At 59.9% G+C, this 16222-nt stretch carries 15 protein-coding genes and 1 pseudogene; 9 read left to right on the forward strand and 7 right to left on the reverse strand.

The features are described from left to right. Positions 1-458 precede the first annotated feature (458 nt). Positions 459-1793 (forward strand): TadE/TadG family type IV pilus assembly protein, encoded by a 1335-nt coding sequence (locus tag BKP54_RS31820; protein WP_084815480.1) that lies wholly within the window; start codon positions 459-461, stop codon positions 1791-1793. 364 nt (positions 1794-2157) lie between these two features. Here BKP54_RS31820 and BKP54_RS31825 read toward each other — a convergent pair whose 3' ends face one another. The 4 genes from BKP54_RS31825 to BKP54_RS31840 are packed head-to-tail and all read right to left on the reverse strand — an operon-like array spanning position 2158 to position 6301. Beyond that, a complete protein-coding gene (locus BKP54_RS31825; RefSeq protein ID WP_084815481.1) occupies positions 2158-2910 on the reverse strand; it encodes an ABC transporter ATP-binding protein in 753 nt (250 codons plus the stop codon). Further along, positions 2904-3971 carry an iron ABC transporter permease gene (locus tag BKP54_RS31830; protein ID WP_084815482.1) on the reverse strand — a complete coding sequence of 356 codons (1068 nt, stop codon included), beginning with the start codon at positions 3969-3971 and terminating at the stop codon, positions 2904-2906. Before BKP54_RS31830 ends, BKP54_RS31825 begins: the two co-directional genes overlap by 7 nt. Continuing rightward, positions 3971-5116: an ABC transporter substrate-binding protein gene (locus tag BKP54_RS31835; protein ID WP_084815483.1), complete on the reverse strand. Its 1146-nt coding sequence runs from the start codon at positions 5114-5116 to the stop codon at positions 3971-3973. Before BKP54_RS31835 ends, BKP54_RS31830 begins: the two co-directional genes overlap by 1 nt. A gap of 51 nt (positions 5117-5167) precedes the next feature. Further along, the gene (locus BKP54_RS31840; RefSeq protein ID WP_025430934.1) at positions 5168-6301 is read right to left on the reverse strand and encodes an ABC transporter substrate-binding protein; all 1134 of its coding nucleotides are present in this window, start codon (positions 6299-6301) and stop codon (positions 5168-5170) included. A 105-nt stretch (positions 6302-6406) separates the two neighbouring features. Here BKP54_RS31840 and BKP54_RS31845 point away from each other — a divergent pair, with 105 nt between their 5' ends. Together BKP54_RS31845 and BKP54_RS35965 are read left to right on the forward strand one after the other, a co-directional pair. Further along, entirely contained in the window at positions 6407-7210 is an 804-nt protein-coding gene (locus BKP54_RS31845; protein WP_084815484.1) for a class I SAM-dependent methyltransferase, read from the forward strand. Positions 7211-7601: 391 nt separating this feature from the next. Continuing rightward, positions 7602-7778 carry a hypothetical protein gene (locus BKP54_RS35965; protein WP_158071742.1) on the forward strand — a complete coding sequence of 59 codons (177 nt, stop codon included), beginning with the start codon at positions 7602-7604 and terminating at the stop codon, positions 7776-7778. Here BKP54_RS35965 and BKP54_RS36930 read toward each other — a convergent pair. From BKP54_RS36930 to BKP54_RS31860, 3 genes and pseudogenes are all read right to left on the reverse strand, one after another. Then, positions 7765-7908: pseudogene (locus tag BKP54_RS36930) on the reverse strand (AAA family ATPase); the annotation flags it as partial. The gene BKP54_RS35965 and the pseudogene BKP54_RS36930 sit on opposite strands and share 14 nt — an antisense overlap. A gap of 85 nt (positions 7909-7993) precedes the next feature. After that, on the reverse strand, positions 7994-8980 hold the full coding sequence (locus BKP54_RS31855; protein WP_084815485.1) for a LacI family DNA-binding transcriptional regulator: 987 nt from the start codon (positions 8978-8980) through the stop codon (positions 7994-7996). Positions 8981-9001: 21 nt separating this feature from the next. Beyond that, positions 9002-10018: a Gfo/Idh/MocA family oxidoreductase gene (locus BKP54_RS31860; RefSeq protein WP_128090545.1), complete on the reverse strand. Its 1017-nt coding sequence runs from the start codon at positions 10016-10018 to the stop codon at positions 9002-9004. Between the two features lie 192 nt (positions 10019-10210). On the opposite strand from BKP54_RS31860, the gene BKP54_RS31865 reads away from it, so the two are divergent. The 6 genes from BKP54_RS31865 (at position 10211) to BKP54_RS31890 (ending at position 16071) form a co-directional block, all read left to right on the forward strand. Next, complete coding sequence (locus tag BKP54_RS31865; protein ID WP_084815502.1) at positions 10211-11503, forward strand: extracellular solute-binding protein; 1293 nt, start codon at positions 10211-10213, stop codon at positions 11501-11503. Positions 11504-11591: 88 nt separating this feature from the next. Next, complete coding sequence (locus BKP54_RS31870) at positions 11592-12473, forward strand: sugar ABC transporter permease (RefSeq protein WP_128090550.1); 882 nt, start codon at positions 11592-11594, stop codon at positions 12471-12473. A gap of 1 nt (position 12474) precedes the next feature. After that, a complete protein-coding gene (locus BKP54_RS31875) occupies positions 12475-13386 on the forward strand; it encodes a carbohydrate ABC transporter permease (protein WP_025430941.1) in 912 nt (303 codons plus the stop codon). Positions 13387-13419: 33 nt separating this feature from the next. Then, positions 13420-14502 (forward strand): sn-glycerol-3-phosphate ABC transporter ATP-binding protein UgpC, encoded by a 1083-nt coding sequence (gene ugpC / locus BKP54_RS31880; RefSeq protein WP_084815488.1) that lies wholly within the window; start codon positions 13420-13422, stop codon positions 14500-14502. 17 nt (positions 14503-14519) lie between these two features. Then, positions 14520-15266, forward strand: a complete 747-nt coding sequence (locus tag BKP54_RS31885; RefSeq protein ID WP_084815489.1) for a ThuA domain-containing protein — start codon at positions 14520-14522, stop codon at positions 15264-15266. A gap of 601 nt (positions 15267-15867) precedes the next feature. Then, positions 15868-16071: a cold-shock protein gene (locus tag BKP54_RS31890; protein ID WP_025430944.1), complete on the forward strand. Its 204-nt coding sequence runs from the start codon at positions 15868-15870 to the stop codon at positions 16069-16071. Positions 16072-16222 lie beyond the last annotated feature (151 nt).

Consider the following 16222-nt stretch of genomic DNA (forward strand, 5'->3'; position numbering starts at 1 on the left):
CGCGGTCCGAATGTTGGTAAGCGCTGCAAGCATCTCCGACATTCTCGTCTCCTTCTGATCATGCCCGAAGAATCGCATGGTAGCCCTTGAGCATCAAGCTTCTTGCTGTCTTTGGTTGATAAAGGCCCGATACATTATGCGATCCCAGACGCACAAATCGGAAACAAACACCGCCGCAGAGCGGCCCCAACGATACCCAGGGCGGCAGCACGGGCAGGCACCCGCCCGTTTCCGCGGTGGATTCCCCCGCACAGCGCCGGATGCCACAAAGTTTAACAATTTCTGAAGCTATTTCTCTACGATTGATAACTAAATTAGCAATCTGTTTTGGAGCGCAGGGAGGGGACGTAGCCAGCTGGCCGCATCTAGCTCCAACTCATTGGAATAGATTACCTCTATTGCTTTGGGGCCACCTGGCTCCGAAGTCGTCGTGATCTGTTGAGGGGGCAACAAACAAGATGCTAAGCGATCTGAAGAACAACCTCGTCCGCATCCTTAAGGACGAAAACGGCAACTTTGCCGTCATGACTGCTCTGGTGATAATCCCGTTGTTCACGGGCGCTTCCATCGCCATCAATCTCGCCCGCATCAATCTCGAATCCGCCAAGATGCAGGACGCGCTCGATGCGGCCGCCTTTTCCGCGGTCAAATCCTATGGCGAAGGGGAGGATGAAGCCAAAGCGAAGGACCTGGCGAACAACATCTTCTTCGCCAATTTCGGCGTGCCGGAGATTATCGACGATATCGGGTTGGGCAGTTCGACGCCGGTGGCAACGCAGGCGATCAAGGTTACTTTTGGCACCCTCGGCGTCGAAAGCACGGCGACGACGACCTATGAGCTCAAATACGCTCCGCTGTTCTGGGGACTCCAACCCTATACGATCGATCGCGAAAGCGTTGCGGCGCGCATGCCGGGGCGGGAAGCCTGCATTCTGGCACTCCACCCGACCGCATCCCGGGCGTTCGAAGTGAGCGGCAGTGCCACTGTCGATACCTCCGGCTGTACCATCACGTCGGATTCGAGCGACGCACAGTCGATCTATCTCAGTGGGTCGGCCACTCTCAAGGCAGAGTGTCTTTATGCAACGGGCAAGGTTTCGGCGACGCTTGCCAATCTCGAGCTCGCCTGCGGCAAGGCGGTGGAAGGTGTTCCACCGATCCCGGACCCCTTCCGGTTCAAGAAAATGCCGACGACCGGGAGCTGGGTGAACCTGTCCGGATGCGGACAGAACTTCGTGGCCGGCGGTGGCGGCAATGGCGACTGCAATGGTACGAGCAAGACACCGAACAACGCACCCGCCGGCTACACTGTCGAACTGAAGCCCGGCACCTACGGCGGCTTGGAGATCAAGGGCGGGGTCCTTCTGCGGCCGGGCTCCTACATCATCAATGGCGGCACTCTGAAACTTGCCAGCCAGTCGGTGCTCACGGGTGAGGGCGTCACCTTCTTCCTGATGAACGGTGCCCAACTCGACATTCACGGCGGCTCGACCTTCAAGATCACGCCGTCGCTGACCGGTGACTGGGCAGGTTTCTCGATCGTTGCCGCCAGGAACAACACGGAGACGGCCGTGATCAACGGCAACAGCGCCTCGTCGCTTGCGGGCATCATCTACATGCCGGCGTCACGTGAGATCCAGTATGCCGGCAATGGCTCCACCGGCGGCGAATGCGTACGCATCGTCGCGCAGGAAATCACGATGATCGGCAACAGCAGCTTCAAGCTGGATTGCAAGGCGGCGCTCGCGAACAACACCATCAACAATCCGGGTGCGATCCGTCTGGCCCGATAGCGAGCCAAATGATTTGCAACCAGGAGCAACGCTCCCTCGGGCACCGCTCCGACAGCCTTGATGTTCGGTCTAGCGGTGAGGCTAGGAGGGCACCCGTTTGCCACCCGGTTACCCTCGGCGGTTCATCATGAAATGAGACATATCGTTCCCCTTGCTTGTTATGGGAGCGATGCGGAGGTTATCGGACTCGACTGGCAAACCTGATCACGGGATCATCTCCCGTCTTGGCGATTCGAACCAAGGCTCCTGTTAAACAAGCGACTGCGTTATTTAACAAAATTGCCATATCGTTTATTAAGACTAGGCGGCCGAGCCGTTCGGTCTAGCGAACGACGGCGCCGTGGGGCTGCCGTATTCGTCGCCTTCAGAGAGACCCATCGACAATGACGACTGGGCGGCCCATCGAGCAGGCCTCGACACGGGCCTCCACACGGTAGACCGAGCGCAGCATATCCGCGGTGATGACCTCATGGGTTCGGCCGCTCGCCACGACCGAACCATCACTGATGACGATCGTGTCGTCGCAATAGCGCAGCGCATGGTTCAGATCGTGCAGCGCGATCAGCACCGCCATTCCCGACTGCGCCGACAGGCGCTTCATGAAGCCGAGCACCTCGATTTGCCGGAAGAGATCAAGCGCCGAGGTCGGCTCGTCCATCATCAGCACTTCCGGTCTGCGCACCAGGGCTTGAGCAATCGAAACCAGCTGACGCTGGCCGCCTGAGAGTTCGCCGAGGCCGCGAAAGGCGAGATCAGCTATCCGGAGCTCGCCAAGCACCCGGTCGATCTCGGCGAGCTCGCCGTCCTTCACCTTCCAGCCGGAGCCCTGCTTGGCCGAGAGGAGCACCGACTCGTAGACGGTGAGTACGGCGTTGGCACCGGTATCCTGCGGCATGTAACAGATGCCTTCAGGCCCTTTGGCCGCGTCGGACAAATGGACGGTGCCAGGACCTGACGTCAGGCCCGCAATGCGCTTGAACAGCGTCGACTTACCGGCAGCATTCGGGCCGATCACCGCCGTCAGGCCGCCTCCGCGCAATATCCCAGTATTGACGTCCGACAGCACCGTGCGCCGGCCGTAGTTCGCCCCGACCTTTTCCAGCGTCAGGCTTACCATGCGCGCCTCCTGTTAGTGAAAATCAGCACGAAGAAGAAGGGCACGCCGACGAGCGCGGTGATGACGCCGATCGGCAACACCGCGCCCGGGATCAGCATCTTGCTGACGACCGAGGTGACCGAAAGCAAAAGCGCGCCGCACAGCACGGAGGCCGGCAGGAAGAAGCGCTGATCCTCGCCGACCAGCATGCGGGCGATATGCGGCCCGACGAGACCAACGAAGCCGATGGTCCCGACGAAGGAGACCGGGATCGCCGCAAGCAGGCTCACCGTCATCATCGCTTCGAGCCGCAGGCGGCGGACATTGATGCCGAAGCTCGCCGCCTTGTCGTCACCGAGCCGAAGCGCCGTCAGCGCCCAGGCGCGCCGGGCAAAGAGCGGAACGGCGAAAAGGAGCACGGCGCCGGTGATCCAGACCTTCGGCCAAGTCGCCTTGGTGAGGCTGCCCATCGTCCAGAACACGACGGCGGCGAGTGCCTGTTCGGAGGCGAGATATTCGAGCAGCGACAGCGCGGCGTTGAAGGTGAAGACGAGTGCGATGCCGAGAAGCACGATGGTTTCGACCGTGACGCCGCGCATGGTGGAGGCGAAGTGGATGAAGAGCGCCGCGACCATCGCCATCAGGAAGGCGTTGATCGGCACCATGTATTGGACCGCGATGGGAAAGATCGCGACCCCGGCAACGAGGCCGAGGGCCGCGCCGAAGCCCGCCGCTGCGGATATTCCGAGCGTGAAGGGGCTTGCCAGCGGATTGGCCAGAATCGTCTGCATCTGCGCGCCGGCGACTGACAGCGAGGCGCCGACCGTCACCGCCATCAGGGCGATCGGCATGCGAATGTCCCAGATCACCACCCGGAGTTGGTCGCTCACCGTCTCCGGGCGAAACAGCGCCGTCAGCACATCGGCGAGCGGATAGTTCGCGGGGCCGAGCGCCATGTCGATTGCAACCGAGGCAAAGAGCGCGCCGAGCAGACAGAAGATCAACAGCAGACGGCGCAGAACGAGGGCGCGATAGCGCTCTCGCCCTTCGATTCCAGGGATCGCGTCAGTCACGGCAACCATTATTCACCATCCTTCGGAAGTGAGACGAAGTAGCCTGGGCGATAGGTCACAGGCAGGAACTTCTCGTGAAACTCGCGATAGGTTCGGTCCGGATCGATGTCGGCGAAAAGCTCCGGATGGAACCATTTGGCGAATTGCTGGATCGGCACGAACTCGTAGGGCGCGCCGTAGAACTGATGCCAGGCCGCATGCACATTGCCCTCTTTCACCGCCTTCAGACCTGGGAAGCCGGGGCGCTGCATCAGGCCGCGCAGGCGCTCCTGTGCTGCGGCCGCATCGGCGTCGCGGCCGACGCTGACGAACTGGTTGAGATCGGATTCCGCCGACCAGTTGCTGCCGGTGATGATGACATGATCGGGATCGCTGACGATGAGCTGCTCGGGATTGAGGTCGCCGAAGGTGCCCTTGATGACGTCGGAGCCGATGTTGTGGCCGCCGGCCTTCTCCACCATCTCGCCGAAGTTTGCGGGGCCGAAAGTTCGGCAGCAGACGACTTCGCCGGTAATGCCGGGAGAGCGCTCGATGAAGACTTTCGGACGCGTGATCGCGCCGGCCTTCTTCAGACGGTCCGTCACCAGTGCGATCTGAGCATTGCGATATTCGATGAATTCGCGCGCCTTCGCCTCGGCGCCGAAGAGTTGGCCAAGGATTTCAACGGATTTCTCGCTATTTGCGGCCGGATCGACGCGGAAATCGAGATAGACGACGGCAATGCCGGCAGCCGCAGCCTTTTCTATGAAGCCCGATTCCTCGACCGCCTTCTGTGCCTCGAGGTTCAGCGTCAGCACATCCGGCTGGAGCGCGATCGCTGCTTCCAGACTGAAATCGCCCGACGGAATATAGCCGAAGCGCGGCAGCTTCTCGATCTCGGGGAAGCGCTCGACATAGGCCGCGTAGGAGTCCGGATCCTTCTTCAGCAGATCGTCGCGCCAGCCGACGATCGTATCGAAGACATGCTCGCCTTTTAGCGCCGCGGCCACATGGATCTGCCGGGCCTCGCCCAGCAATATGCGCTTGGCGGGTAAGGCGATTTCGACCCGGCGGCCGGTGACATCGACGATTTCCGCCGCGCTCACTGGCACCGCCACCAGCACGATCGCGGCAAACAGCGTAACAGCGATTTTCCTGAAGATCCACATTCTCATTCCTTTCGATCGCGGCGCTGGGGACCTCCCGTCCGCCGGCCGCCAATGCGTTTATTGGCTGACGTTCAGCGAGACGAAGTAGCCGCTTTTGTAGGGAAGCGGCAGGAAGCGCTCGTGCAACTCCGTAAAGGTCGCCTCCGGATCGAGGTCAGCGAAGAGATCCGGGTGCAGCCACTTGGCAATCTGCTGGATCGCGACGAACTGATAGGGGTTGTTGTAGAACTGGTGCCAGATGGCATGCACGTTGCCATCCTTGACCGCTTTGACGCCGGTGAAGGCCGGCCGCTTGGTCAGGTTTTCCAGCTTGCGTGCGGCCTCTTTTTTATCGGCGCCGTAGCCGACGCCGACCCAGTTGCCGCCCGGCACATAGCCCTGCCAATTGCCACCAGTAATGATGATCTGATCGGGGTTGGCGGCGATAATCTGCTCCGGGTTGATGGTGCCGAAGGTGCCGGGAATGATGTCCTTGGCCATGTTCACGCCACCGGCAAACTCGACCATCTTGCCGAAATTCTCGTTGCCGAAGGACATGCAGCAATCGTCAGAATAACCGCCGGCCCGCTCGACGAAAACGAGCGGCTTCTTCGGGTTCGCCTTTGCCAGAGCGTCAGTCACCTTGGCGATGTTGTCGACGCGGAACTTGATGAATTCTTCAGCCTTTTCTTCCTTGCCGAGCAGCTTGCCCATCAGCCGCATGCTCGGTTCGGTATTTTCCATCGGCCTCTCGCGGAAATCGACGTAGACGAGCGGGATGCCGACCTTCTCGAGCTTCTCGATATAGCCCGCCTCTTCCGTCGCCGTCTTGGCATCGATATTCATCAGGACGACATCCGGCTTCAGCGCCACCGCCTGCTCAATATCGAAGGTACCATCCTTCATGCCACCGAAGGTCGGTAGCTCGGCGATGTCAGGATATTCGGCAAGATAGGCGGCATAGCTTTCCGGATCGGCTTTTGCCAAATCGTCGCGCCAGCCGACGACACGCTTGAACGGCGCATCGCGGTCGAGCGCTCCGAGGAAGTAGATCTGGCGCCCCTCACCGAGGATCACATGCTCGACCGGTACATTGACCTCGACATCGCGGCCGGTGACGTCTTTCAACTTCACGACATCAGCGAAGGCTGTCGTTGAAAAAAGCACGCAAAGTCCCGTGGCGGCCGCAGCCACCCTGTTGAAAAGCCGCATTGTTTTTGCTCCGCTGGGAAAATCGACGCGATCTAATGTTTCATGACTTTATTAGTCAACATTTATCTTTTAGAACGCCTCCAAACAGAGACGAGCAGCACCAGCATGAGCGACACCCTAGATCGGCAGAACTACAACCTGAGGGACGAAATCAAGGCCTACTGGTCGGAGCGCGCCGCAACCTTCGATCATTCCCCGGGCCACGAGATCTTCTCGGAGGAAGAGCGTGCGGCATGGCATAGGCTGTTTCTCAAGCACCTCGGACCGGGCGGCGGCCGCGCTGCCCTGGATCTCGCAAGCGGAACGGGCGTCATCTCGCATCTGCTCGACGATCTCGGCTTCAAGGTCCAAGGCCTCGACTGGGCCGAACCGATGCTCGAGCGCGCCCGCGAGAAGGCACGCAAGCGCGGTCGCGCCATCCGCTTCGGGCTCGGCGACGCCGAAAACACCATGGAGCCCGATGGCTACTACGATGTGGTCGTTACCCGACATCTGGTGTGGACGCTCGTCGATCCCGCAGCAGCCTTTGTGGAATGGCAGCGCGTCCTGAGGCCCGGCGGTACGCTGCTGATAGTCGACGGGGACTTCGTCAATACAAGTGCGCTCGAACGGCTGTTTTCGAAACTCAGCACCTGGGGCCAGCGCTTGGGGTTCCTCACGGCAGAAGCGCCGAGTGGAACATTGCAAATGATGGCGACCCATCGCAGCATTCTCTCGCGCGTGCACTTCTCCGCCGGTGCGCGGGCCGATGACGTCGCCAACCTGCTTGGCAAGGCCGGCTTCGTCGACATAGAGCTTGACAGGGACCTCCGCGAGATCCATCGCACGCAGGCTAGGAACTGGAATTTCTTCAAGGGCCTGGCCAGACAATGCCAGCATCGTTATGCAATCTGCGCGAGGAAGCGGTAAGGCCGCACATGGCCCCAACCTCCGGGCGGCCCGTCGCACTGACTCAGTGCTATCTCAGATTCGAGAATAGCGACGCCCGACTGGGACAGTTAGTTGCAGCTGGCTTTCCGCACTGCGCAAGGGCGGATGCGCTGGCGAAACTCTCCAAGCCCGTGCGGCTGCCGGAAAGCGAGGCCCGGCAGACGACAGCTCCGCCATAGAACGGAGCAGGCAATCGAATGGCCGTGCTAAACTGGCTCGCGCATTTACAATGAACGACCGCTGTGGATCGAAAGCCACAGCATGCGCGCCGCGCGATGAATGTCGAGAATCGGCCCATCTCGCTCCTCCCATCGTTCGAAACGAACGGCAGACTTCCAACCTTTTGCGGCCTCCGGGAGGAGTTTCCGGATTGGCGATTCCGCAGCATGCCGCGCGACGATTTCCGTTCTTCTTACATCGACCGGAGAACCGATGGCGGCGCGGCGTGCAACCTCTCTCCGAACGGCGTCACGCGACCATGATCGTGAAGCACCAGGCCACGGATAAAGCGATCCCCGACGGCTTCCTGCAGTTAGCAGGGAAATGACTGCCATGCGTCCAGCAAGGAAATCTGCAATAGCTGGCACCCACGCGAGGTTAGCAGATCCAGTCAGCAGGAACCGGCCGGGTTCTTCGTCACGATCAACGATATCCCGTCTGATTTAAAGCAAGACGTCGACTAATTTAAATTCCTAACCATCTGCACCGGACCAGGCGGGCATCCTATGCGCCTGCGTCGGCGACATCATGACCTCAGCCGGGTCAGCAGGTCGATCCCCACCGAACCTTGAGGTGAAGCACCACCGTTTCAGGCTGCACTTCGTCCGCCTGGTCACGCTCGATCAAGCGGACGACGTGGTCGATGAACGTGGTGCCGTCGAGCGCCATCGTGGTCAGGTCATGGCACTCCCAGGAGGCCATGGCGATGCCGTCTTGGCCGATGATCGCGATATCTTCCGGCACGCGCTTGCCCAGTACTCGCGTCGCGGCGTCCCTGACCCCGATTGCCATCACGTCATTTCCGCAGACGACTGCATCTACTTTGGAGCGGCGGAGCAAGACCACCGCTTCCTTGAAGCCGGAGTCGTAGCCGTAGTCTCCGTGGCCTTCCGCCACGAAGGCGAGACCATGCTTGCCAAGGGCGTCCGCAAACCAGGCCTTACGCTGTTTGTCGATCCAGCTGGATGTTCTTCCGGTAAGGTAGGCGAAGTGGCTCTTTCCGGCCGCCACCGCCTTGTCGACCACTTCCTGCGCCGCGCGCGCGCCATCGAACCTAACGAGCGAGGCGTTGTTGTCGGCGAGAGGCTCGTTCGAAACGATGATCGGACGGGCCGACCGAAAAATCTGGATGGCGTCGTCAAAAGAGACCATGTCCGAAAACACAACGACATGGTCCACCTGATAAGCCGAGGCCATCCGCATCAATTGCGCCCGGTCGTCGTAGCCTGCGCAGCAGAGGATGATCGGAAGCAGCTCCTTCTCCTGGAGCCGGTGCACCAAATATTGGAGCTGCTCGGCCTCCGCCGGATTTTCAATGGAATTGACGACCAGCGCCACCAGGCGCGACCGCTGGCTGTTCAACGAGCGGGCGAGAGCGTTGGGCTGGTAATCGTGTTCCTGAGCGATCGACAGGATACGATTTCGCGTCGCCGCGCTGATACGCGCGTCCGATGAAAACGCACGGGAGATCGTCGCCGACGAGACGCCGGCAAGTTTCGCAAGCTGCTTGGAAGTGATGCGTTTGTTCATCGCAGTCCTGGTGAGGCTTTCCTAGCCAATATCGGCGATCCGGATGGATTCGCCATTACGGGCCGCGGAAGCCTTGATAGCATCCCACAGCCGGGCAAAGCGAAGACCATTTTCCACCGTGGACGGATTTTCTTCCAGTCCCGCGCGGACGGCAAGGAAGGACTTCAGCGGGTTCTCCTGGTGAGCTGCTTCGGCGACTTCGCGCACCACGGGTTTCCCGTCGATTTCGATTTCACGCCAAGCGCCCCAGGCGTCAATGCGCACAATTGCCTTCGAATAGAAGAGGGTCATATGTGACGCGCATCCCTTTGGGCCTTCCCCAGCAGCGTTGAACGTGACCAGGGCACCGTTTTCCAACCGGGCCGCAACGGCGCAGGTGATGTCGACCGGCTTGCCATAATTGTTCATATAGGCAGAGACGCGCTCGAATTCCGAGCCAACCAGGAGGCAGACCGTGTTCATCATGTGAGCGCCGGTGTCGAACATGAAGCCGCCGCCCGACAACTCGGGCATCTGTTTCCAATGACCCTCATAGTTCGAACGCCAGCTCTCCCATATCGACGCCGACACGCTGACCAATTCGCCAAACTCTCCCGCGGATGCACGTTTATGTGTGTCGCGGACGAGAGGAGAGAGCGCTCCGTTGAAGGCGATGACTACGGTGTTGTTGGTTCGGGAGCGCGCGTCGATCAAGGCCTTCGCTTCGGCGACCGTGGTCACCATCGGCTTTTCGAGAAATAGATCGAGGCGCGCCTCGATGACGGCGAGCGCTTGCTCGCCATGGGAAGAGTGAGGCGTGGATATATAGACCGCGTCAAGATCGTTCCGGCACTTTGCGAGCATCTCCCGAAAGTCCTCAAATTCGCGCGGCGGGCTCTGTCCGGCTTTCACACAGATGTCTCTCAGGCGGGCACGGGATGCAGCGCTGACATCTGCGGCGGCGACGAATTCCACTTCGGGCATGCGCGCCCAGCTCTGCGCGTAGTCAGCGGCCTTCAGGCCGGCGCCGATGACCCCTAGTCGAACTTTGTTTCGCACGGCTTCCTCCATTTGTGCAAACGGTTACACAACTCGAACTACCACGATCTCAGCCGAAATCACAATAGAAATCGCAATAATGGCGACAAAATGTGATGCGTAATCGATGGGCTTGATTATGATGCGGAACCGTGTACATTTTTCATCAACGATCGAGGAGGTCGTTTAGGAGACTCTAGGGAGGAGCACATGCTGAGAAAATTTCTCTTGGCGGGCATCAGCGTTGCCGCGCTTGCCATGTCGGCCACCACATCGCTGGGCGAAACGATCCGCATCGCCGAACATCGGCAGGCACGCATCGACGCGCTGAAGACCGTCGTGCCGGAAATCGAAAAGAAGCTCGGCGTCGAGATAGAGATCGTCGAGTATCCAGCCCCTGAAAAAGACTACATGACCAAGCTGTTGACGGAGCTCGGTGCCGGGAATGCTCCTGACCTGTTCACCGCGCCCCGCGGCCAGGATGTCGCCGACATGGCCGCCGCGGGCTACATCGCCCCCATTACGGACGAAGTGAAGGCTTGGGACGGCTTTGACGCCCTGTTTGATGTCTCCAAGAAGCTGGTCACCGACAAGGATGGTCAAATCCACGTCCTGCCTGCCATGCTCAATGTCCAGCAGCTCTATTTCCGCCGCGACATCCTGGATAAGGCAGGCATCTCGACCGAGCAGCCGAAGACCTGGCAGGAACTGCTCGATCGCGCCAAGGAGATCAAGGCGAAGACCGGCGCATATGGTCTTTTGTTTCCGGCGGGTCTCACTTGGGGCGGCGGCGCGTTCGGCGAAGGCTTCCAGTATCTGGTGGTCGGCAGTTCGACCCCGGAAATTGCCACCGACGACGGCACACTCAATCTCACAAGCGAAGGCATCAAGGACGTCCTCGGCTTCTACGCCGAACTCGTTAACAACGACCTGACACCCGTACAGCCGCTCCTCGGACCCGAGCCGTGGGTCGTTCCCAAGTACGAGATGTTCCCGGCTGGCAAGCTCGCGGCCACGACCTGCGGTTCATGGTGCTATATCTACGACTGGGGTCCGGAGAGCAAAAACCCGATCCCCGACGTCGCCAATGCGGTCGGCACCTGGTTGATGCCGGGCAAGGACGGCGGCGAGCACGTCATCGTCGACATCGATAGTGCCTGGGCCGTGAACTCACAGGCGTCGGACGTCGAGATGGCCAAGAAGGTCCTTCTGGAAATCGGCTCAGTCAAGGCCGATGTCGCCTATGCCGCGCGGATCGGCAACATCCCCGGCCGCCGGGACGCCGGCGATGACCCGGAATTCAAGAAGCTCTCGGCACTCGTTCCTGTGCACGCCGGGGTTGAAAAGGGCACGTTCATCAAGACCGCGCCAGGCTTCTCGGCCGTCTCCGAAGGGGTAGCGCGTGCCACGGATGCCTTGCTTCGCAAGGAGACCGATGCCGCTGGCGCGCAGAAAATCCTGGTCGACTACGTCAAGGAAACTCTCGGTGAGGAAATGGTGAAGTAACCAGCCTCCCGCGTTCTGCCCATATTGGAGGCGCGACATCGCTCGCGTCTCCAGTTCCCAATGGAAACGGATTCTCGCCATGGCTGCCATGAGCATGCACGAGAAGCGCCTCAAGAGGCAGCTGCTCATCATCCTTTTGCCGTCGATCCTGCTGCTGCTGGCATTCGTGATCTATCCGGCGCTCTATTCGGTGTATCTGAGCTTCACCAACGAGGCACTGACGGGTCCCGGCGCGATGAATCCGCGGTTCGTCGGCTTTCGCAACTACGTGCGCCTCTTCAATGACGCGAAGTTCTGGAACTCCCTCCTTGTCACGTTCCTGTTCGTCCTCGGCTCGGCGATCATCGGCCAGTTCGTTCTTGGTCTTGTCTCCGCGATCGCGCTACGCAGGCCCGTGCAGTTCCACAAGACGTTCTCGTCAATGATCCTCTTGCCGAACGCGGCTCCGGAAGTGGTCGCAGGCTTCATGTGGATTTCCATGCTGGCGGGAGGGGAGCGCTCCACTCTCAGCCGTATCGTTATGTTCCTTGGGATTGAACCGTCGGACTGGCTGAACACGTTCCCGCTCGCCATGATCATTATCGTCAACACTTGGCGCGGCATCGCCACTGCCATGATCCTGCTCACTGCAGGCCTCAGCACGATACCCAACGAGATTTACGAGGCCGCGCGCATGGACGGCGCGACGCCTTCCCAGATGTTCCGGCGGATCACGTTGCCGCTGATGATGCCGACAATCATGCTCTACATGCTGATTTCCGCTGTCTCTACCATCGCCGTGTTCGGCCTGGTCTACGCCCTGACCCGTGGTGGCCCCGGCGGCGCGACCGAACTCGTCAGCATCTACATCTACAACCAGTCGTTCACTGCCTTCCAGCTTGGCTACGGCGCTGCGGTGGCGGTGGTCGTGCTCCTCATTTCCGTGGTGATCGGCGTGGCCTATGTGAAATCCGTGAAGGTAGAGGTCTGACATGGCTGCCGTTTCTCCATCCGAGAGCGCAAACAAGGTCCGGTCAGACCTGCTCGCCTACGCATCGCTGTCGATCATCTCGATCTTTTGCGTCGTGCCGTTCTTCTGGGTTCTGCTCGCATCTTTCGACGGAAACGCGCAACTGTTTCTCCAATGGCCGAAGGAATGGACGGTCAGCAACTACACCAAGGTCTTCGTCCAAGAAGATGGTGCCCGCTGGCTCTTCAACTCGCTGTTCATCGTGGGCTCCGCGACCATCCTGGTGATGGTTCTCGCCGGGCTCGGGGGCTACGCGCTTTCACGGACTCGCGCCTGGTGGAAGCTACCGTTCCTCTATGCGATCCTGCTCATCCGTGTTCTGCCACCCACGGCTTTGGTGGTCCCACTCTACAAGGTGCTGCTCGCCTTGAACAACGGCGAGCGGGCTTTGCTCCGACCGATCTTTGGAAGCTACACGCGCGACATCATGCAGTGGATCGGGTTCATTGACGGCTATCTCGGGCTGATCCTCGTGCTCGCCACCATGCAGTTGCCGCTCGCACTTTGGATCATGAAGACTTTCTTTGACGGCCTTCCGCGTGACTACGAGGAGGCTGCTCTCATGGACGGTGCGACAATGACCCAACGCATCCGCAGGGTGCTGATCCCGCTCGCCTTGCCGGGTCTGGCGGCCGCAGGACTGTTCTCCTTCATGTCAGCCTGGGGTGACTTCTTGATGCCGCTGATCTTCCTGTCTTCGCCAGAGCTGCAACCTTTGCCGCTCGGCCTGTTCCGCGCCTTCATGCGCATCAACCAGGTGGACTACGGATTGCTGGCCGCGCTGGCCTTCATCTACCTGCTGCCTGCCGTCGTCGCCTTCGGTTTCGCCCGGAAATTCCTCGTCCAGACCTTCGCCGGCGGCGTCAAGGGCTGACGCGTCAGGGACAGGCAAAGTGAGAGTTCGAAAATGATCACACTGAGAAACGTACGCAAATACTATGGTGCACTGGAAGTCATCAAAGGGGTGGATATCACTGTCGAGGATGGCGAGTTCGCTGTTTTCGTCGGCCCGTCCGGATGTGGTAAGTCGACGCTCTTGCGCATGATTGCAGGGCTGGAAGGGATCGACGACGGCGACCTGATCCTGAATGGCCAGCGCATCAATGACGTGCCGCCAGACAAGCGCGGAATTGCGATGGTCTTCCAATCCTACGCGCTCTATCCCCACATGACGGTGGCCGAGAATATCGGTTTCTCGCTGAGCCTGAAAAAGGTGCCGGATGCCGAAATCCGCAAGCAGGTTGGAGACGTGGCCGAAATCCTCCAGCTCACGGACTATCTCGATCGTCGGCCGGCGGCCCTGTCTGGTGGTCAGCGTCAACGCGTGGCCATCGGTCGGGCGATCATCAAGAAGCCGTCGCTGATCCTGTTCGACGAACCGCTCTCCAATCTCGATTCCGCGCTGCGTGTTCAGATGCGCGCCGAACTGCAGCGGCTGCATCGGGAACTCAAGGCCACGGCGGTCTACGTCACCCACGACCAGGTAGAGGCCATGACCATGGCGGACCGGATCGTCGTCCTGAACAAGGGCGTCGTCGCCCAACAGGGTGCACCGATGTCGCTCTACCACCAGCCCGACAACGAATTCGTCGCAACCTTCATCGGCTCGCCGAAGATGAACATTATCCCGACGAAAGCTACGCGTGGGGCAAGTGGAACTGTTCATCTGGAAAGCCCGCTCGGCCTGACGCTGGATCTGCCGGATGCGGGCATGAGCGCACCCCAGGGAGATGTGCGAATGGGCATCAGGCCCGAGCATCTCAAGATCGCGCCAGAAGGCCAAGGGCGGTTCTCGCTTGAGGTTGCCATCGTCGAGCGGCTCGGTGTCGAAACCTATCTGACGGTCGGCCCGCCCGATCTGCCGCTGATCGTCCGCGCCGAAGGGGACATGTCCATTCGGCCCGGCGACCGCGTATCGCTGACAGCGGACCCGAGCGCCTGCCGTCTATTCGATCAATCTGGACAAGCCGTCCGCTTGGCCAATGTTTAATGACAACGAGGACTGAAATGACGATCAAGGTCACCATCTGGAACGAAGGACGCCACGAACAAACCGACGAAGTCGTCCAGCAAATTTACCCCGACCGCATGGACGGTGCTATCGCCAAGGGTATAGCCCATCCGGACTTCGAAATCCGTCGCACTACGCTGGACGACCCCGAAGAAGGCCTGCCGGACACGCTACTGAATGACACCGACGTTTTGCTCTGGTGGGGGCACGTCGCCCACGAAGAAGTCAGCGACGGCCTGATCGACCGCATTCAACAGCGCGTCCTTATGGGCATGGGTCTGTTGATCCTTCACTCGGGCCATCACTCGAAGCTCTTTCGCAGGCTGATGGGAACGAACGCCAACCTTTCGTGGCGGGAGCTTCCTGAAGGCGATCTCGAACGAGTGTGGGTCATCAATCCGTCTCATCCGATCGCCGAAGGCTTGCCGCCGTATTTCGAGGTTGAGGCCTCCGAGATGTATGGAGAACCTTTCGATATTCCGACACCTGACGAGTTGATCTTCATATCCTGGTATTCCGGCGGCGAGGTCTTCCGCAGCGGATGCACCTTCCAGCGCGGTCGCGGCCGCATCTTCTACTTCAGCCCAGGCCACGAGACCTATCCGGTCTACCACAACCCGCATGTTCACAAGGTCATCGCCAATGGCGTCCGCTGGGCTGACCAGAAGCACACCAGTGGCCGGATATTGGAGAACTGGCACCGCAAAGAGCCGCTGCACGAAAAGACCGCTCCCAAAGCTTGAGTCCTCCCGAGAGGGGGCTGGGGCAACTTCTCCCGCTCCGGCCCCCAAGTCGATCAAGTCTCCATCGCCGATTGAACCCATAGCGGCGGCGATCCCGAACGGGTACTCACCGAATGTTTGGCCTTTTGCCTGTGTGATTTCGCAGTGGCAACTGGCGGCATACCGGATCACCCCGTACGGCTTTTGTCGTGACGCAGTGTTCCGTCCATCAAGAAGCATGGGGCGTCGCCGGTGTGATCATAAACGCTCCACCTGATCGATTGGGTACCCTATCCGGAAGACTACTGTTGCAAGCGTATTTTCGTGATCAGGGTCGTCATGCCGTGAACATCCTCGCAACAGGCCGTGCACGGGGGGCTCGTGAAGAACGGCTCCCTTCGCCCCAATCCTGATCTTCCCACTTCGCCAAAGAAAATCAGGAAAGAGTGCGGAAACTTGCCGTATAGCGCCCGTCGGAACGGCGTGATTGCGGCAAGGAGGGGGCGTCGCCCCGCCTATGCGCAGTCGCAGCGAGGCTCACTTCCACCGGTGCAGCAACCTTGCCGTGCTCAGCAATGATCGCTAAAGCCTTGGACAGCGCTAAGCAGTCAAGGAGGACACTATGGCAACTGGCACGGTAAAATTCTTCGCCCAAGACAAAGGTTTTGGTTTCATCACCCCGGACAATGGCGGTCCTGATGTGTTCGTTCATATCTCGGCCGTCGGCTTTGGTGGCTCGCTTCAGGATGGCCAGAAGGTCAGCTACGAGTTAGGGCAGGACCGCAAGACCGGAAAGTCCAAAGCCGAGAACGTCAGCGTTCTCTAAGTTGGATTACTCGGCCCGTTCCTGTTAGGCGGGCCGAGAACGATCCGTGGAGAAACGATTTAAGACCACCTCTGTGAAAAAAGGAAGTCCAGCATTTCAGGGTGACGACGAGGCGTAGTCGGTGCGACTAGCTTTCTCATTTCCCCTCGCC

The sequence above is a fragment of the Ensifer sp. 1H6 genome (genome assembly GCF_001976035.1).
Lineage (GTDB): Bacteria > Pseudomonadota > Alphaproteobacteria > Rhizobiales > Rhizobiaceae > Ensifer > Ensifer canadensis.

What these genes read in the sequence shown, in the direction of transcription:
- BKP54_RS31870 (WP_128090550.1), top strand. Translation starts at nt 11,592, where the DNA reads ATGAGCATGCACGAGAAGCGCCTCAAGAGGCAGCTGCTCATCATCCTT.
- BKP54_RS31835 (WP_084815483.1), bottom strand. Translation starts at nt 5,116, where the DNA reads ATGAGAATGTGGATCTTCAGGAAAATCGCTGTTACGCTGTTTGCCGCG.
- BKP54_RS31845 (WP_084815484.1), top strand. Translation starts at nt 6,407, where the DNA reads ATGAGCGACACCCTAGATCGGCAGAACTACAACCTGAGGGACGAAATC.
- BKP54_RS31875 (WP_025430941.1), top strand. Translation starts at nt 12,475, where the DNA reads ATGGCTGCCGTTTCTCCATCCGAGAGCGCAAACAAGGTCCGGTCAGAC.
- BKP54_RS31825 (WP_084815481.1), bottom strand. Translation starts at nt 2,910, where the DNA reads ATGGTAAGCCTGACGCTGGAAAAGGTCGGGGCGAACTACGGCCGGCGC.
- BKP54_RS31890 (WP_025430944.1), top strand. Translation starts at nt 15,868, where the DNA reads ATGGCAACTGGCACGGTAAAATTCTTCGCCCAAGACAAAGGTTTTGGT.
- BKP54_RS31885 (WP_084815489.1), top strand. Translation starts at nt 14,520, where the DNA reads ATGACGATCAAGGTCACCATCTGGAACGAAGGACGCCACGAACAAACC.
- BKP54_RS31820 (WP_084815480.1), top strand. Translation starts at nt 459, where the DNA reads ATGCTAAGCGATCTGAAGAACAACCTCGTCCGCATCCTTAAGGACGAA.
- BKP54_RS31840 (WP_025430934.1), bottom strand. Translation starts at nt 6,301, where the DNA reads ATGCGGCTTTTCAACAGGGTGGCTGCGGCCGCCACGGGACTTTGCGTG.
- ugpC (WP_084815488.1), top strand. Translation starts at nt 13,420, where the DNA reads ATGATCACACTGAGAAACGTACGCAAATACTATGGTGCACTGGAAGTC.
- BKP54_RS31855 (WP_084815485.1), bottom strand. Translation starts at nt 8,980, where the DNA reads ATGAACAAACGCATCACTTCCAAGCAGCTTGCGAAACTTGCCGGCGTC.
- BKP54_RS31830 (WP_084815482.1), bottom strand. Translation starts at nt 3,971, where the DNA reads ATGGTTGCCGTGACTGACGCGATCCCTGGAATCGAAGGGCGAGAGCGC.